We start from the raw sequence: 26,146 nt of genomic DNA, 5'->3' as shown, positions 1-26,146 counted from the left end.
TGCTTGATCATCTCGTCGGTCTCCTGTTGCGAGCTCTAATCGCTCAGGTGACCGGCGCAAAACCGTTACAAGTCCACGTCGTCATCGAATCGGTGATGATCGCGTCGCTGGTACTCGCGGCCGGCGTGGTTCTCGATCAGCCGATCGGTCTCGTCCTGCGCGGCGCGGGCGTCGTCGGAGCCGGCTGCTTCGTGACCGGGCTCATCCTGATCGGCCTCACCGGCGCTGCGGGTCGCCTGCTCGCCCGCTTCAGGAGGCCGCGATGATCTCCGTGTCACTCAACCGCGACGGCAATGGTCATCTCATCCCGGCCTACACCGAGCGCAGGCCCGGTGAAACGCTCTACGACTTCTTGCTCCGCTCGCGACAAGAGATGGCTCTCCATATCCGAATGCTCGAAGCGACCAGCGACGCGCAGACCGAATTGTTCGAGTCCGAACGCACCCGCTCGCGCCGCACCATGATCTCGCTTGCGTTCGGTGGATCAGGCTTCGCGGCAGCGACCTATCTCATGCTCGCCCACGAGGGGCTTGCAGGCAGCGGGCCTGCGCCGCTCCTCGCCGCGATAATCGGCGGATGCGCGCTGGCTGGCGCCGCGGTGCCTCTCGGCATTGCATCCATACTAGGCCGCGTTCCATCCTGGACATTGGCATCGGAGGATCTTGCACGGCGGCTTCTGCGCCGACCCCGGCGGATCACCCAGCCATGTGCCACCGTCCACACCTTGGTGAGCGCCGGCGAGGCTCAGCCACCAGTCCTTGCATCAGAACCAATGCCGGAGACCGAGATTCTCGCATGTGATCTCGACCGCGATCCCGACATCACGGTGCTCATTGAGGATCTTACCGTCGATCGGCTGGAGACACGCACCTTTCTCTGGGGCCTCGGTCTTCCGGTCTTCCAGGCCGCGATCATCACCATAACGCTCAGCGCCATGCGGGCCCGGTTTGGCGTACCGCTCGGCACCGTGATGACCGATGCACCGCTTGTCCTTGTCGTGTGCCTAGTCGGCTTCTTCTTCCTTCTCGGCTTCTCCGATCTTGCCAACACCGGCCTAGCGCGGCTGACGCTGTGGTGGAGGCGGCGATGAACGGCATCTTCTCCACCTCGCCTTGCCCGCCATCGATCCGCCTGCTGGTCGGCACTCATCTGCTGCTGATCGTGCAGTCGGGGCTGGTGCTGTGGTCGGCCCCGGACCTCGGCGGCAACCAGGCGCTCATCTGGCTGACCCTCGTGCTCGGCCTGTCGGCGTTCATCTGCGCGGTTTGCGGCGAAAGCCGGACGCCGCCTGTTCCATGGAGGGAGCGCCACCGTGGCCGATGAATCCGACCGCACGGGCTGGCCGATCGTCGTCTTCCAGTCCGCCTTGATCGCAGGGCTGATCGCCGGATCTCTGCTGCTTGCGTCCGCCGCTCGCGCCGAGACCTCGACCATCGGGCGCACCTGGCCGATCGCCGAGCCCGATGCGATGGCCGAAATCGAGGCCCGTGCGGCGCAGCATCCCCCGAATATGGCTGAGAAGTTCGGGCCACGCTCTGGCTGGAGCGCGCTCAAGGGCGCGACCCTCGCCACGACGCGCGAGGATCGGGTCCGGCATGTCGTGCCTTTCTACACGCTCGATACCGAGATTCGGCTCCCGGACGGCAAGCTGCTCTATCCAAAGGGCTTCACCTTCAATCCGCTCACCTATGTGTCGCTCCCGCAAAAGCTGGTGGTCGTCCATCCGCGCGATATCGGCTGGGCACTCAAGACCGCTGCGCTGACCGACTGGATCATCGTGACCGGCGGTGGTGATCCAAGCGACGACGCCCTGTCGCTGGGCGAGCGCCATGGCCGTGCGCTGTTCATGCTCGAAGAGCGGGTGAAGGACCGGCTCGGTCTCACCGTCGCGCCGGTGATTATCCGTCAGATCGGCCAGAAACTCGAACTGACCGAAGTGCGGCCCGACCGCGCCCAATCCCGAAAGGCAAATCCATGAGCCGGGTAGCTTCCATGTTGCGGACCGGCGCGGCGGCTATTGCGCTGTCGCTGCTGGCGCCTGCCACTCCTGCGCACGCCTCCAAATGCCCCAGCGATACGGTGTTCAACCCGATCACAAAGGTGCGCTGGAACTGCATCTTTCCGATTACCATCGGCGGCGTGCGCGTCGGCAGCTACGACAAACTCGACAAGGCGCTCGACGCGCAATCGGCGTCGAAGCCGCTCTGTGCCTGCCGCAAGGGCGCGACCTTCTGGTTTGGGGTCAAAGTGTCGTTCTGGACGCCCAATCGCATGATCGATGTGGTGACGGAACCGGGCTGCATGATGGCTTTGGGTGTCGATCTAATGCCAACCGGCGGCAAGCTGCAGGGCAGCCAGTCGTCGATCGCGGACGGCACGAACACGACGAAGCTGTTCGCGCAAATGCACTATTACATCGCGCCGGTCTGGAAGATGCTCGACATGTTCACCGACCTGCCGTGCATCGAGGATGACGGCTTCGACGTCGCGATGATCACCGAGGTGCTGCCGACCTGGCAGTCGGGCACGCTGGGCGCGATCATCCAGCCCGAGGGAATCCTCTTCGGCAATCCCGCCGCTGGTCTTGCCTGCATGGCCGACAGCGCCGCGGCCGCCGCGGGCAAGACCATCGATCCCTTGTTTTGGTGCATGGGCAGCTGGGGCAGCACCTATCCGGTCGCGGGCGACATCCATATGGGCGATAGGGTCGAAGCCTGGGCGGGCCTCGCCGCGCGCGGCACCTTCATGATGGGCCGCCTCGGCGCGCTCACGATCCATTCGGAAGACGGCTGTTCGTTCAAGCCGCAGCCGATCTGGACGAAGAGCCGCTACAAATTCCAGATCATGGAGCCCGTCAAAGGCGGGAAATGCGTCAACATCGGACGTCCCGGCGCACTGTGGACATCTGGCAAGCACGCACCAGGCAAAGACAACGCCCAATTCATGCTCTTCGAAAAAGCGATCTGCTGCGCCGGGATTTCGACGCCATGACCAGGTCGCTTCCCCCAACCCGCGCTCCCGGCACGGGCGGTTGTCCCGCTCGTCACGGAACGCTCCCCACCGTGGGCGGGTGCGCGGAAGGAGCGGCGGCGGTGCCCCCTGCCACCGTCGCTCCACCCCCGGTCAGCGCGGCCGAAAGCCCCCCATCGCGGCAGGCAAGCCCCCCTATTGCCACGCCTTCGGTGGCGGCCGCGCTGACCATCTTCGAAGGACAGGCCGTCTATAGGGTACTCTCGCCCGGATCCGCCGCGTTCTGGGCGGGAGACGTGCTGCGCTTCGCCTACGGGTCGCGCAGTACGCGTGCGAGGCAGCCATGAAACGGTGCAGCCTGGCTCTTCTGACAGCCGCCTTTGCGATGCCGCTCCCCGCGTCGGCGCAGACCATAGAGGAACGCGCCCGCGCCGCCGCCGAAGCCTCGCGCGAGAAGACATCCGACAGCGAGGCGATCCAGGAGAATTACCTGACGCCGGGCCTTGCCGGACAGGCGATCTCGACCGTCGACAACAGCCAGACATTCAATCCCAATATCGCCTGCCAGAAGACGGCCACCCTGCTCGAGCTGATCGCGCAGCCCGCATCGACGGGCGATATCGGCACGCTCCGCATCAGCCGCGACAAGAATCTCGACGGTGCGGTCGATCAGACGTTGACCTTGCCGGTGCCGGTATCGGGCATCTGCGCCAATGGCGTCGTCTCCTGTCAGCCCGGCACATGGAACCTGTGCAAGAGCTTCAAATGGGACGTGGCTTCCGGCGGCGATCTCAAGCTCACCGAAGTCGGCCTCACCGATCTCGCCGGCTGCTACTGCGTCAACAACAGCTGCGGGTCGAACCTCGTCTGGGGCAATATGGCCTCAGTGCTGAAGGATCTGGGCGGCGGCGTGATCGGTGCGCTCACCACCGCTGATCCGCGTGTCGGGGTTGCGCAGGCGGTGATCGATGGCCCGGCGATCCGCTATACCGGCGCACAGAGCACTGCCTGTTCGACCGACCCCTCGCTGCCCCAGACCGCCTATCGGGCGAGCCCGGCTGCGATCCAGGGCGATGCGGCGAGTGCGGCCGCTTCGAACAGCGTGTTCCAGGCATTGAAGGGCTCGCCCGCCGGGATGGGAAAGGCCGAGCAAGTCCGCTCCTGCACCATCACGCGCGAAGTGTCGTTGAATGCCACCAAGGCGGAGGACGTAATCGCACATGTCGGCGGAGCCTATGCGACCTACGCGCCGTCGCCCGACCGGCTGACCTTCCAGATGGGCTCGCCACGTGACGATAGTCTGCGGGGCGGAAGCTGCCGCATCTTCGAGTTCCAAATGCGACTGCGCGTCGATGATCCCGACCGGCTCTTGCAGTTCCGCCTCTCGCAATATTTCTTCGACGACTGGATTCAGCTTCGCATCGATGGTGAACTCGTCCTCTCCAATCCCGCGAACTGGACCGGGAGCGGTCTGCCGCCGGCAAAATGTGAGCGGGGCCGGACATGGTACGCCTATCCCAATCTCGATCTCAAGCCGTGGCTGACCGAGGGCGAGCACGTCATATCGATGCGTGTGGCGGTCGGCGGTGAGGGAGAAGCCTTCGCGCAGTTCGACGCGCTGCTCGACATGAGCTGCAATCCGACCGAGCGCATCGTCGACCTGTGTGCGGGCTATGCCGGCGACGCCAACTGCACGCTCCATGACGAAACGGTCGATGGCGTAGAGATCTTCCGTAACGGTGTCGCGACCGGCCTCACACCTCTGCCGCAGACCCGCCTGTTCGAAGGCGGCGCCTGTTCGCTCAGCCTCACCCGCGACTGGTTCGGACGCCAGCGACGCTATCGCTGCATGGTCGACACCGGATCGATGCCGGAGCCCGATCTCAGCCGCGGCGCCTATATCATCGACCATTCGACCGAGACCATGCTCGCCGACCGCGTGAAGACGGCCGATGGGGGCCATGCCACGTCCTCGCGTCCCTTTGCGCTGCCCGATCGCGGCTCGGTCCCGGCCTGCGAGCCGGTCTGCAAGACGCGCGCGCCGACCCGGAACACGGCGGCGGCGCTCGATGGCGTGGTCGGCGCGAAGCAGAACGCGCCCACCGGCTGGGACACCTTCTATCACGCTTGCAAGACCGGCAGCGCGGGCGGCGACATCTGCCCCGCCGGCCCCGGCGAGGAGATCGTCTCGGCCTGCGGCTGTCTCGACGATTTTCCCGAAGCGGTCGTGATGATGCAGACCGTCCGCCTCGGCGGCGCCGATCTCGTCTGCACCGGAGAAGTGCGATGATCTGGCGTCCTCTCTTCTGGCCGACGCGTGTTGCCCTGATTGCGCTCGCCGTTGTGGGCTTCCTGCTTGCAGGGCAATTCAGCCCGGCGCAGGCGCAGCAGCCGATCTGCGCGGCCGATCTCAACGGCAATGGCGATGCCGGCGATCCCGGCGAGGTCGCGAGCTGCTCCGCGATGGCGGACGATGCCTGGCTCTGCCCGATCCAGCAGACGATGTGCGTCGCCGATGCGCAGGGCCAGTATAGCTGCCCGCTGGGATCGCAACATCAATGCCTGACGCCCGCAAGTGGCGGCACGCCGATGTGCTCGCCCAACGCCTGCACGGGGAGCGACGGCGCCGGCATCGAGGACGATCCGGTGATCGACGATCCGGGCGCGCCGGCAGATGGCGCTGTCGATGCCGAGGGCCATTGCCTTGGCAATATCGAGATCTTCGCTGGTCGCGCGGTGCGTTGCCGTCCGGCAGGCCTTCGCACCACGTTCCAGAATTGCTGCAAGGATAAGGGCAAGATCGTCAAGGACGGCATGGGTTCGTCCATCACCTCTATCCAGACCAAGATCGCTGTTGCCAAGGGCGTCTATACCGGCATGAGCGCCGCCTACACTGCGTTCAGGGCGGGCGCGACGGCGGGACAAGCCGCGACCTCGGGTGCAAACGCCATCATCGCGGGTATTGATCCGACCTCGATCGCGATCAGCCTTGCGATCAACTTCATGATGGATTTTCTGCTGTCGGGTTGCGACCAGCAGGACATGGAAGTGGGCATGCTCAAGGGATCGGGCATGTGCCACGAAGTCGGCAGCTATTGCTCCTCGCGTATTCTCGGCATCTGTGTCCAGCGATCGCGCGGCCACTGCTGCTTCAACACCAAGCTTGGCCGCATCATCCAGGAGCAGGGCCGCCCGCAGCTTAAGAGCTTCAACGGGGTCGGCTGGGGTACGGCGAAGAACCCCTATTGCCGGGGGTTCAGCCCGGAAGAATTCCAGGCGCTCGACTTCAGCAAGATGGACCTCTCCGAATATTATTCCGAGATCGAGGCCCGCGCCCAGGCCGACATCCAGATCGACATGAAGGACAAGATCGATGCCCACATGCAGGTTATCGGCCAGTAGCGCGCGTCGCCTAGCCGCCGCGATGGCGATGCTCGTCTCAGCGTCCGCGCTGGCCCAGGATAGCGTGGCGCCGGAGAACGCGCGCGATCGAACGGCCGCCGAGGGTGAGGCCGCGCTCGACCGGCTCGAGCGCGCCGCGGCCGCGCGGAAGAAGGAAGCGGAGGTCAGGGGCCCCACGGCGCTGCCCACGCCGTCCGAAGAAACCCGTCGCCGCACATTCGAGGGTCTGCGCAACCGCGCGCCGTCTTCCGCGATGGACGCACGCGCCAGAGCCGCGCTCGACAAGGGCAAGGACGCCTTGGCCGCCGAGCGCGAGGCCATGGCGCATCGGCTCGGCCAGGCGCTCGGCCTCGAAGCACCCGACATGGAAGCGGTCGCGGGCGTCGCCGCGCCGCCGACCACCAAGGGCTGGGTGCCGGTGCTGTTCGTGTCTTCGTCCATGCCCGTGACGACACTGCGCACCTATGCCGGACAACTAGAACGGGTCGGCGGCGTGCTGGCCTTTCGCGGCATGCCCGGCGGCCTGACAAAGGTCGCACCGATGGCGAAGCTCTCGGCCGAGATTCTGCGCCACGATCCGGGCTGCGAAGGTCCGGCCTGCGCGATGCGCGATGTGCAACTGATCGTCGATCCGCTGATCTTCCGCCAGCATGGCGTATCGCGCGTCCCTGCGCTCGCGATGGTGCCCGGCGATCCGGCGCTTCCCTATTGCGAGCGCGAGGATGACAGCCCGCGCGCGAGCCATGTCATCTATGGCGACGCGGCGCTCTCCGGACTTCTCGAAGAATATGCCCGCCTCGGCGGCAAGAAGGAGGTCAGCGATGCTCAGGCTCGCCTTCAGGGCCGCTAGATCCGGCTGGGCCGAACTGAAGCTGCTGCCGCTAAAAGCCGCGGTGGCGCTCGGCAGTTCCGGCCTTGGCCAACCACCGCGTCCCAAGCAATTGTGGAAGGCTTTTGGGATCGTGCTGCCGGTCGGTCTCCTGACCTGGTGGGCCATTCCCCAGGCAACGATCGTGATGAGCCCGTCGATCGATGCCTGGCTGGTCCGCAAGGCGCCCGGACCGATCGTGCGCGGCGATTTCGTTTCCTTCACGCTCTCACACCCACTCGCCGGCCCTAAGCCGGTCGCGGTGACGAAGATGGCGCTGTGCCTGCCCGGCGATCGCATCGACTGGATCGAGAAGCCGTCGCCGATGCGGCCCGACGAATGGGATGGCTGGTATTATTGCAACGAGACGCTGCTCGGGATCAGCAAGGCCTACGGGCACAACGGCCAGAAGCTCGAGCACTGGCGCCCGATGTATGGGACCATCCCGCCGGGCATGATCTATGTCGGCTCGTCGCACGCGAGCGGGTTCGACAGCCGCTACTACGGCCCGGTCGCGATTGACCGGCTCGAACGCATGGAGAAGCTGCTGTGAGCCGGCGCTGCCTTGCCGGTGCCGCGGCATTGCTGCTCTGCGCACCGGTCGCCTTCGCGCAAGCGCCCGGCGACGCCCGGACGGGCTATTGGTGGTATCAGGCGCCGCCGAAGCCGGCAGAGGAAGAGCCCGATCCTGACGCGCTGGTTAAGCCGGCCATCCCGCCGATGGCGGAGCTTGCCACCTGGACGCCACCGAAGATCAGGAAGCTGATCGAGCAGCAGCGCGATTACGCGGCGACCGTGCTGACGGTCGATGCGGTCGCGGATTTCTGGCGCTTGCAGGATTTCGCGAGGCGCAAGGCGCGCGCCTTCGCGGGCGTCACCCAGATCGCGATGTTGCAGCACCCGGAACTCAACGCCAAGGCCGCCAATCCGATGGTCGGCGAGGCCCGCGACCAGCTTTCCGCGCAGAAGGATCAGGTCCGCCGCCAATATCTGCGCGGCCGCGCCAATGAATTCGCGCTGGTCATGTTCTCGCGTTCGACCTGCGGATATTGCCGCGTCCAGTGGCCGATCGTCCAGCGCTTCCAGGAGGAGATGGGCTGGCAGGTCACGCTGATGGACATTGACCGCAGGCCCGAACTGGCCCAGCGGTTCGGGGTCGAGATCACGCCGACGACGATGGTCATCCGGCGGGGCAGCCAGCAGCGCATGGTGATCGCCAGCGGCGTCGAGGCTTATCCCAATCTCATCCAGACGGCCTATCAGGCGGTGCGGCTGCTTGCGGGCGATATCCGGCCCGAACAGTTCCTGACCGGGGCCGGCGAAGAGGACGGCTTTTTCGATGCCCTCTCGGCCGGGCCGGTGTCCGCCACCGATCCCCGCGCGCTGGGCGGCGATCTGGTCGGCGCGAGCCTGGAGCCGCAGCAGTGAAGCAGCTCGTGGCCTGGGTGCTGGTCGGCCTGCTCGTGGGCGGCGTCCCGGCGTCGGCGCAGGCTCCGACCCGCGAGCAGGCGATGCGCGCAGCGATCCATCCGGTCGCGACCGAGGCCGAGATGCGAAAATGGCTCGCCCGCGTGCCGGTGACGCGCGACTGGCCGCCCGATTTCGCGGAAACCATGAAGGGCCAGGGACCGGCCTTCATCGTCGAGATGAGCACGGCGTCCGGTTGCATTCCCTGCGCGGACCTGTGGACTAGGCTCGGCACGCTCGGTCACCGTTATGGATGGAAGGTCCGCACCATCGGCGCGCAGGAAGCGATGCTGCGGTCGGGACGGCTCGACCTGCCGTGGGTCGGGCATCCTGTCGCCTGGGTACGCCCGGTCTCTGACGCCAATCGCACCGTTCCGGTCGCGATCGGCACGGATCATGCCCCCAATCTCGCGCGCAATCTTTATCTCGCCGCCAAGATGCTGACCGGCGTGAAGCCGGCTGTCGGCGTGCGCGGCATGTCCAAGTTCACTGGGATCGTGGCCACACCGCCACGCCCCTCCTCCAACCGGGTGAGGAACTGACATGGGGAGCCAAATCCTCGCCCTATCCCAAGAAAGCTGCCCGCCATGGCTTCCTTCCGCCGACTGACACTCCGCGTCCTGCCCCTGCTCGCTGCCTGCGGCTTTGCCACGCCCGCTTCCGCGCAGAGCTGGGCCGAAAGCTGGTTCGACAATGTCACCTACACGTCGCCGGGCAGCTTTGAGGACCAGACCCGTGGCTACATCACCGCGGGCGGAATGTCGGGCCGGGTCGACGTTCACAACGATTACCTCATGAGCGTGACGCTACCGAAGATCCGCGCGGGCTGTGGTGGCATCGACATGTTTCTGGGCGGCATGAGTTTCCTCGATCCCGACTATTTGGTCCAGAAGCTCGAAAGCATCCTGCAGGCCGCTCCCGCTGTTGCCTTCCAGTATCTGCTCGAGACCCTCGATGAGAAGATGGGCAACATCATCTCGAAAATGGAGGCCGCCACCAATTTCCTTAACAGTATCCAGGTCAACGACTGCCGGCTTGCCAATCGCATGGTCCAGATCGCCAAGGGCGACGACAATATGTCGGGCATCATGGAGGAAATGACCGGCTACAAGTCGGTGCGCGAGGGCTTCTCCAAGAGCTATCAGCAGAGCCGCGAGAAGATCCAGGCCAACCAGGGCAATCCGACCGAGGACCTCAAGGACGCGCTCGAAAACTGTCCCGCCGAGGTCACCGAGATTTTCAGGACGGGCTCGCTGCTGGCGCATGCCGCCGCGCGGGTTGGCGCTTCGGAATGGGCGGGCGTCATGCGCGCGCGGGTCGGCGACGTCTATATGCGCTGGGATCAGGCCGACCGCGTGCCGCTGTTCAGCGCTATTCCCGCCTGTCCCCGTCAGGATACCGAGAGCGTCGACGATTTCCTGACCGGCAAGGTCCAGACGCGGGCGATCGCCGTGCCGCCAACCTCCGCCGATTGCTCGGTGGACGGCAGCGGCCAAGGCGCGCTGATCCTTGCGCGCGGCCGGATGGAATCGATCGCGGTGAAGATTCGCACGCGCGCAGCCCTGACGCCGGAAGAGCGGCAGTTCGTCGCCAATGTGCGTACGCTGCCGGTCTATCGGCTCCTCGAATGGGGTGTGCGCCAGGGCATGGTCGAGAGCGTGATCGGCGATACCGATGAGCTGGTCGCGCTCACGCTCGCCTATCAGATGCTCAACGACCTGACCCGTTCCATAGATTTCGCCGTGTCCAATGCCGAGCGCGGCGCAACCGCGGCAGGAGCCAGCGACGCGGGCAACGCCAAGGTCTGCCAAACGCGCATCCTCACCAAGGGGATCGAGCAGCTGAGCGGGTTGCGCGATGAAGTGCTGCGCCAGCGCGCGCAGATGCGTCAGTCCTATATGGCGGCGCTGAACCAGGCGAACCTCTCGGCCAACTACGCCGGGGTGGTGCGCCAGCGCGACCGCGACGCGCGCGATGCCGCCGGCGCCGCCGCCAACCGCAACCGCTGAGCGAGGGCCACGCCATGATCCGCATCCTTCGCGCCCTGTCAGTCCTGATCGCTCTATTCGCGGCAACGCCCGCGCTGGCGATCGACACCAGCTTCCATACCTATGACGGCTTTGCCGAGACCGTGGACGCCTTTCGCTTGGTGTCGATGATCTTCGGCGACCCGCGCTACGAGACGCTGGTTCTGATCGTCGCCGTAGTCGGCATCGGCCTCGGCGTCCTGCTCGCCAGTATCCGTGGTTCAGGCATGGGGCTGGTCGGGTTCGGCTTCCAGATGCTGATCGGGGTCGGCTTGTTCGTCGGAATGGTCGCGACGACGGGCACGGTCCATGTCTATGACCGCGTGCGCAACGCCTATCAGCCTGTCGGCGATGTCCCCAATCTCATCGTGCTTGTCGCGGGCATGACCAACATGATGGAGCGCGCGCTCGCCGAGGTGATCGACGACAATACGACCGATCCCCATGCCAAGCTCGAGTTCGGCGCGGGCGGCCATAGCTTCGATCTGTTCCTCAATGCCGCCTCTCCCCGCGGGCCGATGACCGACACCTTCCTCGACTCGACGATCAAGGATTATGTCCGCCAATGCTATCCGGTCGCGCGCGTCTCGCCCGCCTATGGCGTCGACGACGACATCCTGTTCCGCACGGCGACCGATCTGCCTGCCGCTTTCGCCGGCATGGCGGGGCCCGCGACCTTCAGCACAGTGTTCACCTCGACCGACAAGGGCGGCACGACGGTCAGCTGCAACGAAGCGTGGGAGCATATCTCGACACGCCTCTCCGAACCCGCCCTGTTCGACAACTATGTCGCGCAGGTCTGCACGCGCACAGGCTATGACATCTCCAATGCGACCCAGCTTCAGCGCTGCCGGTCCAACATCGGCGAGCTTGGCCAGATGATGATGGACACCCCGCAGTCGCTCCAGCAGTTCCTCACCAATGTCATGCTGGGAAGCACGGTGGGCGACGTGCTCTTCGAAGACAGTCCGGCAACGGCAGCGCGGGTCATGGCCAATCGTGCTGTCGTCTCGTCCGGCCTTGCGACCATGTCGACAGCCAACGAATGGATGCCGACCATCAGGGCCACGGTTTTCGGAATCATGCTGTTCATGATGCCGATCGCGCTCCTGTTCATCCTGACCCCGATCAACCTGCGAGTTGCCAGCTTCGCGCTCGGCCTGTTCGTGTTCGTGGCGCTATGGGGCGTGATCGACGCCGGGATCTATCAGCTCACTCTCGGCCGGGCGACCGATGTGCTCGCCGAGATGCGCTCGAATAATGTCGCGGCCAATGCCTGGATGCTGGCGCCATCCTCGGCGATGAAGGCGCTGGCGATCTTCGGCAGCTTCCGTACGGCGGCCGCGGGGCTTGCTGGAGCTTTCGTGTTCACCGTGTTCCGCTTCTCGGGTAATGTCTTCACCTCGTTCACCTCCGGCGCGCTTGGCGTCCAGGGCCAGGGGACGGCAGCGGCCGCGCCGCTCGCGACCAGCGAAGGCTATGCCGGCGCACTCGAGGCGCAGGCAACGGCGGCGGGCACCATAGCGCGGCGTGGTGCTGCTTCAAACTTCGGGGATTTCGGGGAGCGCTCGACCTTCGGCGCCAATCGGGCATTCGGTTCAGCGAGCCGCGTGTTGGCCGAGCATGGCGGCGGGGCGAATGGGACGGCCGCCTTTGGCATGGGCAAGCTCGACGCCACGCGCGAGCTCGGCGGCCTGTCACCCGCACTCACCGGACGCAGCCTTACCGATCCCGCAACCGTCCGCGCCGTGCGCGATAATGCCACGACGACGGCGATCCATAACTTCGCTGAGAAGGATGCGCTACGCGCATTGGGCACCGGCTATTTTGGCGAGGGGCAATCCGGCGAGCGCGCCTTTGCTGCCTTCGCGCAGAAGATGGTCCAGTGGAAAGCGTTCGGAGATACGCGGTCCTATGACATGATGATGCAGGGCGCGCAGCGGCATTTCGAGCGGAACGGCTATGACCAGAAGGACGCGGCTCTGAAGGCATCCACGGTGATCGCGCAGGCGTCGGCCGATCCGACCTTCGCCAAGCTGATCGCCAATAGCTATGAGCAGGAGCAGATGCTGCGCAACGATTTGACGGCCGCGCAGGTCCAGGTCGGCGCGATGGAAGGCCGGCGGGACTTCGCGGGCGACAATGTGGCGCGGATCGAGCGCGGCAATGTGGCGACCGAGCAGGCGCATCGCACCGGCAGCAACGAGGGCCAGCGGAACGCTTCCGCTATGCTTGGGCTCCCTGTCCAGGAGACCTCCCGCCGCATCGCCTTCATCAACGCGCTCTCCGGCGAAGCCCGTTCCTCCGCCATTTCCCAGCTCTCCCGCGCCACTGGCCGCAACGAAGCGCAAGTCATGCGGGCACTGGAAACCTATAACGCCGCCGTGCAGGTTGGGACCGCCGATGGAGCGACGGCCGAAGCGGCGCGCGAAGGCACCAGCGTCTATGGCCGCACGCGAGAGGCGGCGGGCTACGACTTTGCCGAGCGTTCGGGCAAGCTCGATGCGCAGCGCGAGGTCGGCCACGACGGCACCCGTTCGGCGGCGCGGATCGGCGAGCAGCGGCGGCAGGCCGACAATGCCGGCTTTGCAGAAGGCGCAGCGGCAGCGGGCATGTCGGTGCGGCAGGCCGCCCACCTGGATAGCTTCATCCGCACATTGAGCCAGGGCGCCGGCAACCAGGTCGACATGGCAGAAGGCGGCGCCGAAGGGATCGCGGATCGCGCCCGCAACGAGCGGCTGACGCGCATCGTCGACAACGAACGGCTCACGCGCATGCAGCAATTGCTGGGCGAGCATGGCGTGCAAATGTCGAAGCGGCAGATCGCCATGGCGCAGAATGGCGATCTGAGCCTCAACCTAACGCCCGAGACGGCGGCACAAATGTGGCGCGGCGGTCTGATCAACGAAAGCCAGCTCGGAGCAATCGCAAATGGCGGGCGTGCCCGGTTCAGCTTCGCGGACAACGACGTGCTGGTCTCGAGCTCTGTCGGGTTCCAGCAATCGGCCCGAAACGACACCAGCACGCGCTTCGAGGCGGGCAAGCAGGCAGGTCCCGATACGATCGAGCATTTCCTAAGCGGCGGCGAGCAGGGCCAGGCGATGATGCAGAACTGGCTGCGCGGCGGGTTCGAGATGGACCGGCACGGCAACTGGCGGCTCAATCCGCAAGTCGCCGATACGCTTACAAGGGACGTGCAGGCAATCATCGCGCAGACCGGATGGCAGCGCGGGCTTTCGCGATCAGCGCAGGATCAGGTCACGATCGGTACAAGCGTCGGCGCTCAACTCGGAGGCTCTGTCGGCGTTGAGGAAGCGGAAGCAATAGGCGGTCGCGGGCAGCCTGCGGCCAAAGGCAAGCAAGCGGACCAAGCACAGTCGCCACAGAAGACCACGTCGACCTCAGGTCGAGTGGGCGCCAGTCTTGGTTTTGAAAGTCGCGACGTCGGAATCAGCAACGAGACAGCACAGTCGTCGATTGATATCGTCAACTACGATGTGCGCGAAGCGATTGCCGCCGCCGAGCGCGCAGCCGCGCGGTCGAGCGACCCGGCGGCGAGCTTCTCGCGTGAACTTTCGGACCGGATTCTTGGCCCGGATGGCATGCGCAACCGCTATCTCCAGGATGCGGATTCCGGCCGGGCAACTTTCGACATTACCGGGCCCCTGACTTCGGTCGAACAGAACTCGGTCCTGAAGAGCGGTAGATTCTCAACGGACGTTGATGGGAGTCCCGGTGACGGCGATAGCAGCTTCAAGAAGCGTTAGTGATTGAAGAACCGATTAGGGTTCTGAAGGCTGAGCGGGTTGCCGATGTAGAGACCTCCCGACCTTGGATCGAATATATCGGTGCCAGCACGAAGATCTTCCATCCCTCGCTCGTGTTCCTCCCACATTCTTTTGGTGGTTCTAGCCGCCGCTTCATCCGACATAGGCGTGCTGTCGCCCGTCGCTGAAAACCCGGCCACCCACTGCTGCGCATAGCCGAGTCCAAGCACCATGAGCGCCGTCATCGGAAAGAATAGGACGTTAAGGAAACCGGCTGGCGCGCTGTCGTAGAAGGCCTCAAGTGGCGCGATCTTCGTGGACGCCGCCATGCCGATCCACCAGACCGGGATCGCGGCCCACCACGCCTTCGCATACCAGGGACACCACAGCCAATCGGCTGCTTTCAGCTGGGGCGCTGCCGGGTCGGTTGGGGGCATGTCGACTGCGGTATTCATCGATAATTCCTCGCAGGCGACGATAGCAGAGATCTTGTCATGTTCCATCATTCATAGTCTGTTTCGTGCGGCAAATAGCACCGAAACACTGGTTTGATCCCGCTGATTCTGTTCTCTGCAGCTGATCTGGAGCGAGCCTCTGCCTTGGGGGTTCGATGTAGGATATGGTCGCGCGAGTGCCCCCGGTATGAGGCTCACGTCGAACGCGCACCACGTTGCACGGCGCATCGCGCCCTAAACGCCTAGAATTGGCCTGCAGCTCTCAATTCACGTTCGAGTGTCGCAAAGGGCAATATGAGTGTCAGCGGTTTGTCGTGCAGCGGAATAGCGCCGTAGCTGGCATACCAGTCGGCAGCGCGCTCGTTTTTGGCGTCGATGATGAGCATAACCCCGCCGACCTCGGCCGCGACGCGAATGCATCTGCGCCCGATCGCGCCCAGGAGCTGGCCCCCGAGTCCTTTCCCCTGCACACGCACATCCGTCGCAAGCCGCGCGAGCCGGAAGCCCGGCACCTCATGCCTGGCGAGTCCTCGCCTCGCCAGTTCTGGCGTATCCGCATGATCCATGCTGCCCGGAGCGATGCTGTAAAAGCCGAGAACCGTCTTGTTGTCGGTGTCATCGATGGCGAGGAACGTCTTCGCCCCGCCTGCCTCATGGCTTTGCCGCGCATACCGCTGCAAGTAGACGTTCAGATCACTGTCGCCGCAGTCGAATGAAGCTCGGTCATGCGCTTTCGAAATCGCTTCCTCGTGCCATGAAGGAAGGGTCATGCCAACTTCGGCATCGCGGCGATGGCAGCGCGCAGTTTCGCATTCGCCGGCGGCGGGTTCTCGAGCAGATCAAGAACGAGCAGGCTGTCTCTCTCGCTCAGCTTCGTCCGCTCCGCCTCTTCGATCACGTTCTCGGCCTCACGCAGCGCCGAACGTGTTACAAAGGTCGTGAGATCGGTGTGCTTGAGCGCAGCCGCCCGGGCGAGCAAAGCCTTTTGCTCCGGTCGAATGCGCAGGCTCATGCGTCTGTTGTCTTCCACTACTGCTCGCGGCATTGCGTGCCTCCACTTGTACAGCTTCAATTGGTACACCCTTCCGCTGCAGTTCGTCAAGCAGTGTACGCCTTGAAAGAGCACAGCGGGTATGCTCGGGGGCCTCAACACGCTTCCCCACTCCCCACCTTTCCGATTCTACTACCCCGCCTCAACCAACCTCCACCCTTCCGCGCTGCACGCCGCAAAAAGGTCCAGGCCGTGTTTGGGCAACAGTTCGCTCCCGCCACACTTGTGAGAGCACCATGGAGACTATTCACGCTCCGGCTTGTCCCCGGCGCTCTCGCGCACCTTGTCCTGGCCATCGCGGCTGACCTGAGCGTCGACGATCGCGCGCGCAACCAGCTCCGAGCGCCTGAAGACGCCATAGCGTTGCTTGGCTCGCGAAATGAAATACCGCACCGTAGTCTGGGCGATGCCGAGAATCTGGCCAATCTCCCAGTCGGTCTTACCGAGCGCGATCAGCGCCATGCATTCGGCCTCGCGGCGTGTGAGCCGGGGAACATTGCGGCCGTGCATGGCGTGATGAAGATAAAGGCCCGCCTTGAAAGCGAAGCCCGCGACGATCTGAAGCGTGGCCATCAGCGACGGCGTGATTTCGATCGGCTCCGGACGGGCGAAGGAGCAGGACGCATAGGATTCGCTCGGTATGTGCAGCGGCACGGTGATGCCGTGAACGATTCCGTAGCGCCGAGCCTCGCCGAACAAAGCGTGTTGGTGGTCGGCAAGCTCGACGAAGCTGGTGATCTCCTCCCAGCCGAACGGACGGTCTAGCTGCTGGCTTACGTCGTAGACCGGATCGATGATGAAATAGTGGTTCTCGATGTACGACTGGACGAACTCCGCCGGATAGTTGGTGACCACCATCGACCGCTCGACTAGCCGCGGAAGACCGCCGTGCTGGACCAGCGCGACATAGGGAAAGCCCATTTGCTCGGCAGCGCCGGCCAGTCCGTCGCGCAGCGCCTCGGTTGAAGATGCCGTGTTGAAGCGGGATAGCGCTTCGCGCAGACGGGGGCCGATATACATGGGCTTCCTCCTCCTTGCAGGCGCGGATCTTCGTCCGCTCACCCTTCCTGCACTCAGTCGTGTATGCCGTTCTCTGATGCGGCAGGTTCGGACGTGAGCGATGAAACCAGCTGTTCGGTAATCAGCGCTAAGGGCGCCAGATCGACGCCGAGCGCATCGAACGTCCCGGCGCAAGGAACGACGGTGATTGTCAGCATCGCGTGGGGATGGAACTGGCGGGTATAGGGCATCGAACAAGGACGATTATGAAATGACCGCGCAGGCAATTCGCTCGCCGGCAGCACCGATAGGCTGCGTCTTGTAGTCGTCGGGATTGGCGTGGATAACCAGCGCCGACCCGTCCGCATCCTTGAGCGCGGGTTGGCCATCGGCACCGTTCGCCGGAACCAATGTCGAGTAAAGCTCACCCGTTACGCTACCACCCGCCTGCTCATGAGCATGCTGATGACCGCTATGACCATGGTGCATGAACAGGTGCATGAGCGGACAGACGAGAAAAATTAGGTAGGGTAAGACACCGAAGAAGTGCGCGGTGTGCTCCGTGATCAGGAAGTAGCCTGCAACGAGCAGAAATCCGATCAGGACGATCGTCCCGCGCCGCCGCATCAGATGGTCAGATCGTCCATATACCGCTCTCTTCTGGTCAATGCCCTGGAAGCATAGATACCCGTCGCGGAAGCGCGGTATAAGTAGACACCGCAGCGGACCGTGCGGGCGGCGGCGGCCTCTGTGGTTCAGCCCTGCTCGCTCAGCGTAGTCCGCCATTCATCGAAGCCAGGGCGGCTCCGCGTTGCCTGCGGTCTTTGCGTATAGTTTCTAGCATCTCGGGCCAGGAAGTTTGCGCGGCACTAGATAATCGCGAGAGGCAGCCAGAATTCATGCACAAGCGAAAGAAGAAACACAGGTCCCGCGCCCATTTGGGGGCAACCGTGCTCGAGCGCGAAGCAAGGATCGACCTTGCGGAGCGTCCTGCGAACGGTCTCGGCATCGCCTTCCTCGGCGCATCGGAGACCGTCACGGGCTCGCGTTACCTTGTGGATGACGGCGAGACGCAGGTCGTAATCGATTCCGGCCTGTTCCAAGGGCCCAGGGACCTGCGCCGCCTCAACTGGGCGCCCATTCCGCCCGAGGTCGCCGACGTCGACCTGGTGCTGCTGACCCATGCGCATCTCGATCATTCCGGCGCTCTGCCACGCATGGCGCGTCTCGGCTGGGACGGAACCGTTCTCAGCACACGGGCCACCGAAGCCTTATGCGAACTTCTTCTGCCGGACAGCGGACACCTCCAGGAGAAGGACGCCGAGTTCGCCAATCGCCACGGCTTTTCACGGTACCAACCCGCGCTGCCTCTCTATACCCAGGCTGACGCGCGCATGGCGCTGCAGCTGTTCCGAACGGTCGAGTTCGGAGCGTGGCACGCAATCGCCAACGGTATCAAGGCGCGCTATCACCGCGCCGGCCATATCCTCGGCGCCGCATCGATCGAGATCGACTGGAACGGTCGCACGATCCTCTTCTCCGGCGATGTCGGGCGTTATGCCGACGCGGTCATGAAGGATCCCGAACCGCCTGAGCGGGCAGATTATGTCGTCGTGGAATCCACCTATGGAGATCGCCGACACGAGCAGGGCGATCCGGCAAGGGCGCTGGGTGACCATATCGAACGATGCGTCAGGCGCGGCGGAACCGTCGTCATCCCGGCCTTCGCGGTCGGGCGCGGCCAGTCGCTGCTATATCACCTGTCCCGCCTGCGCGCTGACGGACGCCTGCGGGACATCCCCATCTTTCTCGACAGCCCGATGGCGATCAATGCGAGCGAGCTGATGTGCAACTTCATGGAAGAGCATCGATTGAGTCGTGCAGCGTGCGAAGCCGCCTGCGGGGTGGCCCACTATGTGCGGGAGGTCGAGGAATCCAAGGAGTTGACCGCCAACACCGCCCCCAAGGTCATCATTTCGGCAAGCGGCATGGCGACCGGCGGCCGCGTCCTCCATCATCTCAGGCGCTTCGCACCCGATGGGAAGAACCTCATCCTCTTTTCGGGGTTCCAGGCGGCGGGGACACGCGGCGCGGCGATGATCGGCGGGGCCCGGACGATCAAGATCCACGGCGAATATATCCCGGTCGCGGCCGAGGTCGCGAACCTCACCATGCTTTCGGCCCACGCCGACAGCGACGAACTCATGCGGTGGCTCGGCGCGCTGCACGAGGCGCCACGACACGTCCATGTCACCCACGGCGAGCCGACCGGCGCGCATGTGCTGGCGAAGCGCATCTCGGAAGAACTGAACTGGTCCTGCAGCGTGCCGGCGCTGGGAAGCTGGGGGATGCTGGTGTGAGCACCCCCGCAATCGAAGCAACCGATTCGGAGTCCGTCGCGACGACGCTGCGGGCGCGACGCCTCGGCCTGACCGCTGCCGGCAACGACCTCATTGCCGTCATGCGCCACGACTGCCCGGTTTGCCGATCCGAAGGCCTCGCCTCGCGGGCGCAAGTCAGCCTCCGCGCGGGCGACCATGAGGTGGTGGTCTCCCTGCTGCACAGCTCGGGCGATACTCCAGCGCCCGGTGAGATCGGCCTTTCAGAGACGGCGTGGCATCGGCTCGCTGTCCGTGACGGCGATCTGGTGGAGATCGCGCACGCCCAGCCGCTCGCCTCGCTCAGCGACGTGCGCCGTCGCGTCTATGGGAACCGGCTCGTCGAAGAGGCCTTCTCCGCGATCATCGGGGACATCGCCGAACGCCGGTACAGCGATGTCCATCTCTCGGCCTTCGTGACAGCCTGTTCGGCTGTGCCGCTCGATCGCAATGAGATGGTCGGGCTCACCAAGGCTATGGTCGATGTTGGCGAGCGGCTGAGCTGGCCCGGCGCTGTCATCGTCGACAAGCACAGCGTCGGTGGACTGCCCGGCAATCGCACAACACCGATCATCGTCTCGATTATGGCTGCCGAAGGCCTGATCATGCCCAAGACATCCTCCAGGGCGATCACCTCGCCGGCCGGCACCGCCGACACGATGGAAGTGCTGGCACCCGTCGACCTCGACGTGGCCGCCATCCGCCGGGTGGTCGAGCGCGAAGGCGGATGTATCGCATGGGGCGGCGGCGTGAAGCTCAGTCCAGCCGACGATGTGATCATCGGCGTCGAACGTGTGCTAGACATCGATGCGGTCGGCCAGATGGTGGCCTCGGTTCTCTCCAAGAAGATCGCCGCCGGCGCGACCCATCTGGTGATCGATATCCCGGTTGGTCCGACCGCCAAGGTACGCAGCGCCGATGCAGCCGATACGCTCTCGACTGCCTTGACATCGGTCGCCGAAGCCTTTGGCCTGCACACCCGCGTGATGTGCGGCCCAGGCGCGGAGCCGATTGGCCGCGGCATCGGCCCGGCGCTCGAAGCCGAGGATATACTGGCCGTCCTGCAAGGCGAACCTGGCGCTGAGGATCTCGCGTACCGCGCATGCGAACTCGCCGGAGGCCTATTCGAGCTGGCCGGCGCGACACCAGCCGGCGGAGGGTTCGCACGCGCGCTCGAAAGTCTCGAAAGCGGTCGGGCCTGGACCAAATTCCAGCGTATCTGCGAAGCACAGGGCGGCATGCGCGCTCCCCCGGTCGCCCGGTTTCAGCAAGATATGATCGCGCCCCATAGCGGCCGGCTCGTCAGCATCGACAATCGCAAGCTTGCGACCGTCGCAAAGCTCGCCGGCGCCCCGATGGCCAAGGCCGCGGGAGTCATGCTCCACAACCGCCTGCACCATATGGTGGAGGCAGGTGCCCCCCTGTGCACCATCCATGCCGAGAGCCCAGGCGAGCTCGATTATGCGGCAGCCTTTGCTGTGAGCGATGGCGCAATCTTCGGGATCACCGCCGAATGAGCCGGCCGATCGCCTTCGCCCTTCCCGGCAGCGAGGCACTCCTCCAGGCCTTGTGCGGCGCGCTCGGCGCAGAGATGGGCTCGCTCGAACATCGCCAGTTTCCCGACGGGGAGACTTATCTCAGGATCGTGAGCGACGCCGCCGATCGTGACGTCGTCCTCCTGTGCAGCCTCGATCGTCCGGATGCCAAGCTTCTCCCACTTCTGTTCGCGGCGGATACGCTCCGTGAGCTTGGTGCCCGCAAGGTCGGTCTTGTGGCACCTTATCTGGCCTATATGCGCCAGGACGTGCGCTTCCATCCCGGTGAGGCGGTCACGTCGCGCACCTTTGCCGCCCTCCTGTCGCGCCATCTCGACTGGATGGTGACTGTCGATCCCCATCTCCACCGCTATCACGCTCTGTCGGAAATCTATCGCATTCCTACCCAGATAGTTCATGCCGCGCCGCTGGTTGCATCATGGATCAAGCAGAATGTCGCCCGGCCGCTGATCATCGGACCCGACATGGAAAGCGAGCAATGGGTGGCGCAGGTCGCGGCAGACGCCGATACGCCGTTCCTCGTCTGCGAGAAAGTGCGATCCGGCGACCGCGAGGTGACCATCTCGATCCCCCACGCATCGGCATATCCAGACCGCCAGCCGGTGCTGGTGGATGATATCGCCTCATCGGGCCGCACGCTCGCGGTCGCGGCACGGCAACTCATTGGCATGGGTTTCGCACCGCCCGATTGCGCGGTGGTGCATCCCCTCTTCGCGGGAGACGCTGCTCAGGTGCTGGGCGCGCTTGTTGGCCGCATTGTCAGCACCAACACAATTGCCCACGCCACCAACGAGATCGACGTGGTGCCCACGATAGTCGAGGCAGTCCACATCCTCCTGTAATCGGCAGGGGTCCACGCTCGCGATTGCTGATCCGAACGATGGGACGTTCGTGACCTTTCGTGACGCTGGAACGCGGGTGCGATCGGCCCCGCACTGGCGCAAGTGCAAAATCCCTCTTGACCTTGGACCATGGTCCAACCCGCACAAGGCGCGCGCGAAGCGGCGTCATGATCTCCGCTACAGCATGGTGCAGGTTCGGTTTGCTCAGGAGGACCATGGGGGACAAGCGCGTCGTTCATATCGTCGATGACGAAGAGACAATCAGGAAAGCAGTTGGATTCACGCTACGCACGGCGGGGTTTGTCGTTGAGACTTATGCGTCGGGACCGGAATTTCTGCAGAATGCGGGCGGAGCCGAAAACGGGTGCGTCATTCTGGACATGCATATGCCGGACATGGACGGTCTTGAGGTTCAGGCCGCCCTTACACAGAAAAATATCGACATGCCGGTCGTCGTCCTGACCGGAAATGGCGATGTGGCGCTGGCGGTTCAGGCGATGAAGGCGGGCGCCGTGGACTTTCTCGCCAAGCCGATCGAAAGAGCCATACTGCTCGATGCGGTCGCTCGCGCGTTCGCACGCATCGATCGGGCAGAGAGCCGCGCCGCCGAGGAAGCCGAAGCGCGGAAGCTGATCGATCTGCTGACGCCGCGTGAACGGGATGTTCTTGAACGTCTCGCGCAGGGCCACCCCAACAAGACTATCGCCTACGACCTCGGCATCTCGTCCCGAACCGTCGAGGTCCATCGCGCCAGCCTCATGTCCAAGCTCGGCGTCCATACCTTTTCCCAAACCTTGAGAATCGCCTTTGCGGCAGGAATGGGCAAGGCGCCGTGAGCTCGAGGCGCAATTATGGAACCGCGACTCTTTCGGCTTTCGCACCCCCGAGTGATAGCGAAGCGTCGGCATCCAGACATATCAGCGGCTCGTTGAACCCTACCTCGCCCGATGGAAAAGCAGGAACTTGTACTCTTGATTCGTTCTCCCCGGCGCAGGCGAGCGCGATCGTGGGCACACAGACCGACGAAAGCGCCGCCGCCGCCTCAGAGTTTTAGGATGAGAAGACAGGCAGCAGTCAATGCCAACGCCAAGAGGCCCGCAATAACCCACAGAAAGTCCGAGCTTAGAAGGACATTGCTGTAAAGAAAGCGGCCGAACACGATCGGGAGGCTTAGTGCCGTCGCCCTGACGACCCAGCTATTCCGCCCGGTCAGCATGAAGAGGCCGGCTCCCGTCAACATGATTCCGTATCCCGCGATAAAGCCTCCCCATGTGTGAAATACGATGCCGAGCCAATCCCGCAATGCCGGCGAAAGCGCCTGGGGATTGCCGCCAATATAGCGAAGATCCTCCGGCAAAAGTGGCGGGCGCAATGCGACGAAGTAGAACGCAACCGCGATCGTGATAGCGCCAAGTCCGATCACCACCCCGCCCGCCACGCGGGATCTGCTCCGAGAGAAAGCCTGCCTCACGATTTTCCGCCAACTGTCAGCTCAGCGATAATCGGGCAATCGGGCCGCTCGTCGCCATGGCACCGTTCGGCGAGATCGACGAGCGTGTTTCGCAGGCTCGTCAGGGCTTCGGCCTTGCGCTGAAGTTCTTCCGCGCGCGCCAGTGCAACCCGCTTCACATCGGCGCTGCTGCGGCCGGTATCGGCCCAGAGGCCGAGCAGGGTCCGGATTTCATCGATCGGAAAGCCCAGATCGCGGGCATTGGCGATGAACCGCAGGATGAACGTCGTGCTGGCCATAGTCCCGATAGCCCGCACCCCGGCGCGGCGGCGCCGGGATGAGGCCGATCTTCTCATAGTGGCGGATCATCCGCTCCGAGACGCCCGTTTGCTTCGAGGCCTCTCCGATGTTCACAGTGCTTTCCGATTGAGTCTGAGCGCGTTGGTGACGACACTCACCGAGGACAGCGCCATCGCCGCTGCGGCGATGATCGGCGAGAGCAGGATGCCGAAGAGCGGATAGAGGACACCCGCCGCGACCGGCACGCCGGCGACATTGTAGATGAAGGCGAAGACGAGATTCTGCCGGATATTCGACATGGTCGCCTGGCTGAGCCGCCGGGCGCGCACGATGCCCATGAGGTCGCCCTTGAGCAGGGTCACGCCGGCGCTCTCGATCGCGACGTCGGTGCCCGACCCCATGGCGATGCCGACATCGGCGGCGGCCAGCGCCGGGGCGTCGTTGACGCCGTCGCCAGCCATCGCGACGACGCGACCTTCGGCTTTAAGACGAGCGACCACGGCGCTTTTCTGGTCGGGAAGAACTTCGGCTTCGACATCATCGATCCCGAGGCGTCTGGCGACCGCCTCGGCGGTCGTGCGGTTGTCGCCGGTCAGCATGACGACGCGGATGCCTTCCGCCTTGAGCGCGGCCAGCGCTTCGGGTGTCGTCTGCTTCACGGGATCGGCGATCGCGAACGCGCCGCCTACCTTGCCATCGATGCCGATGAAGATCGCCGTGGCGCCATCGCGGCGAAGCGCGTCGGCCTGCTCGGCCAGCGCCTCCGTCGCGATCCCCTCCTCGCCAAGGAAGCGGGCATTGCCCAGGACGATCCGGCGGCCATCGACGGTGCCGAGCGCCCCGCGTCCTGTCGGGGAGTCGAAGTCGCTCACCTCGCTCATGGCGATGCCACGGTCTTTCGCAGCCTCGACGATCGCAAGCGCCAGCGGATGCTCGGACGCACGCTCGACCGATGCGGCAAGACGCAGCAGCTCGGCTTCGTCGAAGCCGGGAGCCGGCACGACCTGCGTGACGGCGGGCCGCCCCTCGGTAAGCGTGCCGGTCTTGTCGACGACGAGCGTGTCGACCTTCTCCATATGCTCGAGCGCCTCGGCGTTCTTGATGAGGACGCCGAGGCCCGCGCCCCGGCCGACACCGACCATGACCGACATCGGCGTAGCGAGGCCAAGCGCGCAGGGACAGGCGATGATCAGCACGGCAACGGCCGCGACGAGTCCGTAGGCGAAGCGCGGTTCTGGACCCCAGATGCTCCAGGCGATGAAGGCGATGATGGCGATGCCGATGACGACAGGGACGAACCAGCCCGAGACCTGATCGGCCATGCGCTGGATCGGCGCGCGCGAGCGCTGTGCCTCCGCGACCATCTGGACGATGCGCGCGAGCATGGTGTCGCGCCCAACCTTGTCGGCGACGATGACGAGCGCGCCGGTCTGGTTGAGCGTGCCGCCTATGACCTTGTCGTCTTTCGCCTTGGTGACCGGCATGGATTCGCCGGTGACCATGGATTCGTCGAGCGAGGAGCGTCCGTCCTCGACCACGCCGTCGACCGGCACCTTCTCACCGGGGCGCACGCGCAACCGGTCGCCCACGGCGATCAACTCGAGAGTGACCTCTTCCTCCGCGCCGTCGGTGGCGATACGACGCGCGGTCTTGGGCGCGAGATTGAGCAGCGCCTTGATCGCGCCGGAGGTGCGTTCTCGCGCGCGCAGTTCGAGGACCTGGCCCAGCAGCACGAGGACGGTGATCACCGCGGCTGCCTCAAAATAGACCGCGACCATCCCGTCCCCGGCGCGGAATGCGGGCGGAAAGATCTGCGGGGCGAGCGTCGCGACGACGCTGTAGACCCAGGCGACGCCGGTCCCCATGGCGATCAGGGTGAACATGTTGAGATTGCGGGTCTTGAGCGAGGCCCAGCCCCGCACGAAGAACGGCCATCCGGCCCAAAGCACGACCGGGGTGGCGAGGACGAGCTGAACCCATACCGAGACCGACATCGGCACCAGGCGATGGATTACCGGGAAGAGGTGCGCGCCCATTTCGAGGATCAACACGGGAACCGCGAGCACCAGACCAACCCAAAACCGCCGCGTGAAATCGATCAGCTCATGACTGGGGCCGCTGTCGGCGGTTACCGTCGCCGGCTCGAGCGCCATGCCGCAGATCGGGCAGGCACCGGGATGGTCCTGACGGATCTCGGGATGCATCGGGCATGTCCAGATCGTGCCTTCGGGGGCCTCAGCCGGCGACGCGGCCGGCCGGAGGTAGCGCTCCGGATCGGCAATGAACTTGGAGCGGCAGCCCGCGCTGCAGAAATGCCAGATCTTGCCGCCATGCTCGGCATGATGCGCGGTCTTGGCCGGATCGACGGTCATGCCGCAGACCGGATCCTTCACGCCCGCCACTGGTTTCGCCGCACCGTGGCCGCCGCAGCAACCGCCTCCATGCGCCGCTGAGTGTGTCTCGTTCATCGCCTTGCTCCTTTTCGACGCCTGACGATGTAGGGTCTGACACCGTGTCAGGGTCAATACGTATTCTCCTAACAGGTCGCGGAAAAAGGCTCTTCACCTGACCGTGTTGGCATGATTCAATGCCCTAAGCGAGATTTGAGGGGATT

At 64.6% G+C, this 26,146-nt stretch carries 26 protein-coding genes and 1 pseudogene; 18 read left to right on the top strand and 9 right to left on the bottom strand.

Annotated features, from left to right (window positions below):
* From QHC67_RS16405 to QHC67_RS16340, 14 genes are all read left to right on the top strand, one after another.
* Nucleotides 1-266: hypothetical protein (locus QHC67_RS16405; RefSeq protein WP_319295888.1), on the top strand; the 266-nt coding region annotated here is incomplete at its 5' end.
* Nucleotides 263-1,090, top strand: a complete 828-nt coding sequence (locus tag QHC67_RS16400) for a hypothetical protein (RefSeq protein ID WP_066516501.1) — start codon at nt 263-265, stop codon at nt 1,088-1,090. The genes QHC67_RS16405 and QHC67_RS16400, both read left to right, overlap by 4 nt.
* Nucleotides 1,087-1,323, top strand: a complete 237-nt coding sequence (locus QHC67_RS16395; RefSeq protein WP_066516585.1) for a hypothetical protein — start codon at nt 1,087-1,089, stop codon at nt 1,321-1,323. The genes QHC67_RS16400 and QHC67_RS16395 overlap by 4 nt, the downstream gene beginning before the upstream one ends.
* Complete coding sequence (locus tag QHC67_RS16390) at nt 1,313-1,978, top strand: conjugal transfer protein TraW (RefSeq protein ID WP_066516500.1); 666 nt, start codon at nt 1,313-1,315, stop codon at nt 1,976-1,978. Before QHC67_RS16395 ends, QHC67_RS16390 begins: the two co-directional genes overlap by 11 nt.
* Entirely contained in the window at nt 1,975-2,991 is a 1,017-nt protein-coding gene (locus QHC67_RS16385; RefSeq protein WP_066516499.1) for a TraU family protein, read from the top strand. Before QHC67_RS16390 ends, QHC67_RS16385 begins: the two co-directional genes overlap by 4 nt.
* Nucleotides 2,988-3,317, top strand: coding sequence for a hypothetical protein (locus tag QHC67_RS16380; RefSeq protein WP_319295885.1), 330 nt, complete (start codon nt 2,988-2,990; stop codon nt 3,315-3,317). The genes QHC67_RS16385 and QHC67_RS16380 overlap by 4 nt, the downstream gene beginning before the upstream one ends.
* Nucleotides 3,314-5,260, top strand: a complete 1,947-nt coding sequence (locus QHC67_RS16375) for a hypothetical protein (RefSeq protein ID WP_066516497.1) — start codon at nt 3,314-3,316, stop codon at nt 5,258-5,260. The genes QHC67_RS16380 and QHC67_RS16375 overlap by 4 nt, the downstream gene beginning before the upstream one ends.
* Nucleotides 5,257-6,372, top strand: coding sequence for a conjugal transfer protein TraN (gene traN, locus QHC67_RS16370; RefSeq protein ID WP_212610428.1), 1,116 nt, complete (start codon nt 5,257-5,259; stop codon nt 6,370-6,372). The genes QHC67_RS16375 and traN overlap by 4 nt, the downstream gene beginning before the upstream one ends.
* A 22-nt stretch (nt 6,373-6,394) precedes the next feature.
* On the top strand, nt 6,395-7,222 hold the full coding sequence (locus QHC67_RS16365; protein ID WP_246524956.1) for a type-F conjugative transfer system pilin assembly protein TrbC: 828 nt from the start codon (nt 6,395-6,397) through the stop codon (nt 7,220-7,222).
* Nucleotides 7,194-7,793, top strand: coding sequence for a S26 family signal peptidase (locus QHC67_RS16360; RefSeq protein WP_212610426.1), 600 nt, complete (start codon nt 7,194-7,196; stop codon nt 7,791-7,793). The genes QHC67_RS16365 and QHC67_RS16360 overlap by 29 nt, the downstream gene beginning before the upstream one ends.
* Complete coding sequence (locus tag QHC67_RS16355; RefSeq protein WP_212610425.1) at nt 7,790-8,668, top strand: conjugal transfer protein TraF; 879 nt, start codon at nt 7,790-7,792, stop codon at nt 8,666-8,668. Before QHC67_RS16360 ends, QHC67_RS16355 begins: the two co-directional genes overlap by 4 nt.
* Nucleotides 8,665-9,249 (top strand): hypothetical protein, encoded by a 585-nt coding sequence (locus QHC67_RS16350; protein WP_021244028.1) that lies wholly within the window; start codon nt 8,665-8,667, stop codon nt 9,247-9,249. The genes QHC67_RS16355 and QHC67_RS16350 overlap by 4 nt, the downstream gene beginning before the upstream one ends.
* Nucleotides 9,250-9,294: 45 nt before the next feature.
* Nucleotides 9,295-10,716, top strand: coding sequence for a conjugal transfer protein TraH (locus tag QHC67_RS16345; RefSeq protein ID WP_212610424.1), 1,422 nt, complete (start codon nt 9,295-9,297; stop codon nt 10,714-10,716).
* Nucleotides 10,717-10,730: 14 nt separating this feature from the next.
* Nucleotides 10,731-14,501: a conjugal transfer protein TraG N-terminal domain-containing protein gene (locus QHC67_RS16340; protein ID WP_319295878.1), complete on the top strand. Its 3,771-nt coding sequence runs from the start codon at nt 10,731-10,733 to the stop codon at nt 14,499-14,501.
* Here QHC67_RS16340 and QHC67_RS16335 read toward each other — a convergent pair.
* The 6 genes from QHC67_RS16335 to QHC67_RS19235 form a co-directional block, all read right to left on the bottom strand.
* Entirely contained in the window at nt 14,498-14,956 is a 459-nt protein-coding gene (locus QHC67_RS16335; RefSeq protein ID WP_319295877.1) for a hypothetical protein, read from the bottom strand. The genes QHC67_RS16340 and QHC67_RS16335 overlap by 4 nt on opposite strands.
* A 242-nt stretch (nt 14,957-15,198) precedes the next feature.
* Nucleotides 15,199-15,726 carry a hypothetical protein gene (locus tag QHC67_RS16330; RefSeq protein ID WP_021244026.1) on the bottom strand — a complete coding sequence of 176 codons (528 nt, stop codon included), beginning with the start codon at nt 15,724-15,726 and terminating at the stop codon, nt 15,199-15,201.
* Entirely contained in the window at nt 15,723-15,968 is a 246-nt protein-coding gene (locus QHC67_RS16325) for a DUF1778 domain-containing protein (protein ID WP_021244025.1), read from the bottom strand. Before QHC67_RS16325 ends, QHC67_RS16330 begins: the two co-directional genes overlap by 4 nt.
* A gap of 282 nt (nt 15,969-16,250) precedes the next feature.
* Nucleotides 16,251-17,027: a LuxR family transcriptional regulator gene (locus QHC67_RS16320; protein WP_319295874.1), complete on the bottom strand. Its 777-nt coding sequence runs from the start codon at nt 17,025-17,027 to the stop codon at nt 16,251-16,253.
* 53 nt (nt 17,028-17,080) lie between these two features.
* Complete coding sequence (locus QHC67_RS16315; RefSeq protein ID WP_021244023.1) at nt 17,081-17,257, bottom strand: hypothetical protein; 177 nt, start codon at nt 17,255-17,257, stop codon at nt 17,081-17,083.
* 13 nt (nt 17,258-17,270) lie between these two features.
* Entirely contained in the window at nt 17,271-17,633 is a 363-nt protein-coding gene (locus QHC67_RS19235; protein WP_051187076.1) for a DUF2933 domain-containing protein, read from the bottom strand.
* A gap of 272 nt (nt 17,634-17,905) precedes the next feature.
* Between QHC67_RS19235 and QHC67_RS16300 the strand changes: the two genes are divergently transcribed.
* The 4 genes from QHC67_RS16300 to QHC67_RS16285 all read left to right on the top strand — a co-directional run bounded on the left by QHC67_RS16300 (nt 17,906) and on the right by QHC67_RS16285 (nt 22,618).
* Entirely contained in the window at nt 17,906-19,366 is a 1,461-nt protein-coding gene (locus QHC67_RS16300) for an MBL fold metallo-hydrolase RNA specificity domain-containing protein (protein ID WP_051187075.1), read from the top strand.
* Nucleotides 19,363-20,901: a thymidine phosphorylase family protein gene (locus QHC67_RS16295; protein ID WP_021244021.1), complete on the top strand. Its 1,539-nt coding sequence runs from the start codon at nt 19,363-19,365 to the stop codon at nt 20,899-20,901. The genes QHC67_RS16300 and QHC67_RS16295 overlap by 4 nt, the downstream gene beginning before the upstream one ends.
* Nucleotides 20,898-21,782, top strand: coding sequence for a ribose-phosphate pyrophosphokinase (locus QHC67_RS16290; RefSeq protein ID WP_021244020.1), 885 nt, complete (start codon nt 20,898-20,900; stop codon nt 21,780-21,782). Before QHC67_RS16295 ends, QHC67_RS16290 begins: the two co-directional genes overlap by 4 nt.
* 215 nt (nt 21,783-21,997) lie before the next feature.
* Nucleotides 21,998-22,618, top strand: a complete 621-nt coding sequence (locus tag QHC67_RS16285; protein WP_319295870.1) for a response regulator transcription factor — start codon at nt 21,998-22,000, stop codon at nt 22,616-22,618.
* A gap of 206 nt (nt 22,619-22,824) precedes the next feature.
* On the opposite strand, the gene QHC67_RS16280 is transcribed toward QHC67_RS16285, so the two are convergent.
* The 3 genes and pseudogenes from QHC67_RS16280 to QHC67_RS16270 all read right to left on the bottom strand — a co-directional run bounded on the left by QHC67_RS16280 (nt 22,825) and on the right by QHC67_RS16270 (nt 26,000).
* Nucleotides 22,825-23,220: a hypothetical protein gene (locus tag QHC67_RS16280; RefSeq protein ID WP_021244018.1), complete on the bottom strand. Its 396-nt coding sequence runs from the start codon at nt 23,218-23,220 to the stop codon at nt 22,825-22,827.
* 29 nt (nt 23,221-23,249) lie between these two features.
* A pseudogene (gene cueR / locus QHC67_RS16275) lies at nt 23,250-23,646 on the bottom strand (Cu(I)-responsive transcriptional regulator).
* Nucleotides 23,643-26,000, bottom strand: coding sequence for a heavy metal translocating P-type ATPase (locus QHC67_RS16270; protein ID WP_319295867.1), 2,358 nt, complete (start codon nt 25,998-26,000; stop codon nt 23,643-23,645). Before QHC67_RS16270 ends, cueR begins: the two are co-directional and overlap by 4 nt.
* Between the last annotated feature and the right edge of the window lie 146 nt (nt 26,001-26,146).

Origin of the sequence: Sphingobium sp. (assembly GCF_033795625.1) — a bacterium.
Classification (GTDB): domain Bacteria; phylum Pseudomonadota; class Alphaproteobacteria; order Sphingomonadales; family Sphingomonadaceae; genus Sphingobium.
The sequence above is the reverse complement of the archived record's forward strand: the minus strand, read 5'-3'. Positions and strand labels throughout refer to the sequence as shown.

Coding starts and splice junctions, on each gene's coding strand:
- QHC67_RS16375 (WP_066516497.1), top strand. CDS start 3,314: ATGAAACGGTGCAGCCTGGCTCTTCTGACAGCCGCCTTTGCGATGCCG.
- QHC67_RS16340 (WP_319295878.1), top strand. CDS start 10,731: ATGATCCGCATCCTTCGCGCCCTGTCAGTCCTGATCGCTCTATTCGCG.
- QHC67_RS16270 (WP_319295867.1), bottom strand. CDS start 26,000: ATGAACGAGACACACTCAGCGGCGCATGGAGGCGGTTGCTGCGGCGGC.
- QHC67_RS16300 (WP_051187075.1), top strand. CDS start 17,906: ATGCACAAGCGAAAGAAGAAACACAGGTCCCGCGCCCATTTGGGGGCA.
- QHC67_RS19235 (WP_051187076.1), bottom strand. CDS start 17,633: ATGCGGCGGCGCGGGACGATCGTCCTGATCGGATTTCTGCTCGTTGCA.
- QHC67_RS16285 (WP_319295870.1), top strand. CDS start 21,998: ATGGGGGACAAGCGCGTCGTTCATATCGTCGATGACGAAGAGACAATC.
- QHC67_RS16400 (WP_066516501.1), top strand. CDS start 263: ATGATCTCCGTGTCACTCAACCGCGACGGCAATGGTCATCTCATCCCG.
- QHC67_RS16335 (WP_319295877.1), bottom strand. CDS start 14,956: ATGAATACCGCAGTCGACATGCCCCCAACCGACCCGGCAGCGCCCCAG.
- QHC67_RS16315 (WP_021244023.1), bottom strand. CDS start 17,257: ATGCCCTATACCCGCCAGTTCCATCCCCACGCGATGCTGACAATCACC.
- QHC67_RS16360 (WP_212610426.1), top strand. CDS start 7,194: ATGCTCAGGCTCGCCTTCAGGGCCGCTAGATCCGGCTGGGCCGAACTG.
- QHC67_RS16325 (WP_021244025.1), bottom strand. CDS start 15,968: ATGAGCCTGCGCATTCGACCGGAGCAAAAGGCTTTGCTCGCCCGGGCG.
- QHC67_RS16395 (WP_066516585.1), top strand. CDS start 1,087: ATGAACGGCATCTTCTCCACCTCGCCTTGCCCGCCATCGATCCGCCTG.
- QHC67_RS16380 (WP_319295885.1), top strand. CDS start 2,988: ATGACCAGGTCGCTTCCCCCAACCCGCGCTCCCGGCACGGGCGGTTGT.
- QHC67_RS16330 (WP_021244026.1), bottom strand. CDS start 15,726: ATGACCCTTCCTTCATGGCACGAGGAAGCGATTTCGAAAGCGCATGAC.
- QHC67_RS16320 (WP_319295874.1), bottom strand. CDS start 17,027: ATGTATATCGGCCCCCGTCTGCGCGAAGCGCTATCCCGCTTCAACACG.
- QHC67_RS16365 (WP_246524956.1), top strand. CDS start 6,395: ATGGCGATGCTCGTCTCAGCGTCCGCGCTGGCCCAGGATAGCGTGGCG.
- QHC67_RS16290 (WP_021244020.1), top strand. CDS start 20,898: ATGAGCCGGCCGATCGCCTTCGCCCTTCCCGGCAGCGAGGCACTCCTC.
- QHC67_RS16385 (WP_066516499.1), top strand. CDS start 1,975: ATGAGCCGGGTAGCTTCCATGTTGCGGACCGGCGCGGCGGCTATTGCG.
- QHC67_RS16345 (WP_212610424.1), top strand. CDS start 9,295: ATGGCTTCCTTCCGCCGACTGACACTCCGCGTCCTGCCCCTGCTCGCT.
- traN (WP_212610428.1), top strand. CDS start 5,257: ATGATCTGGCGTCCTCTCTTCTGGCCGACGCGTGTTGCCCTGATTGCG.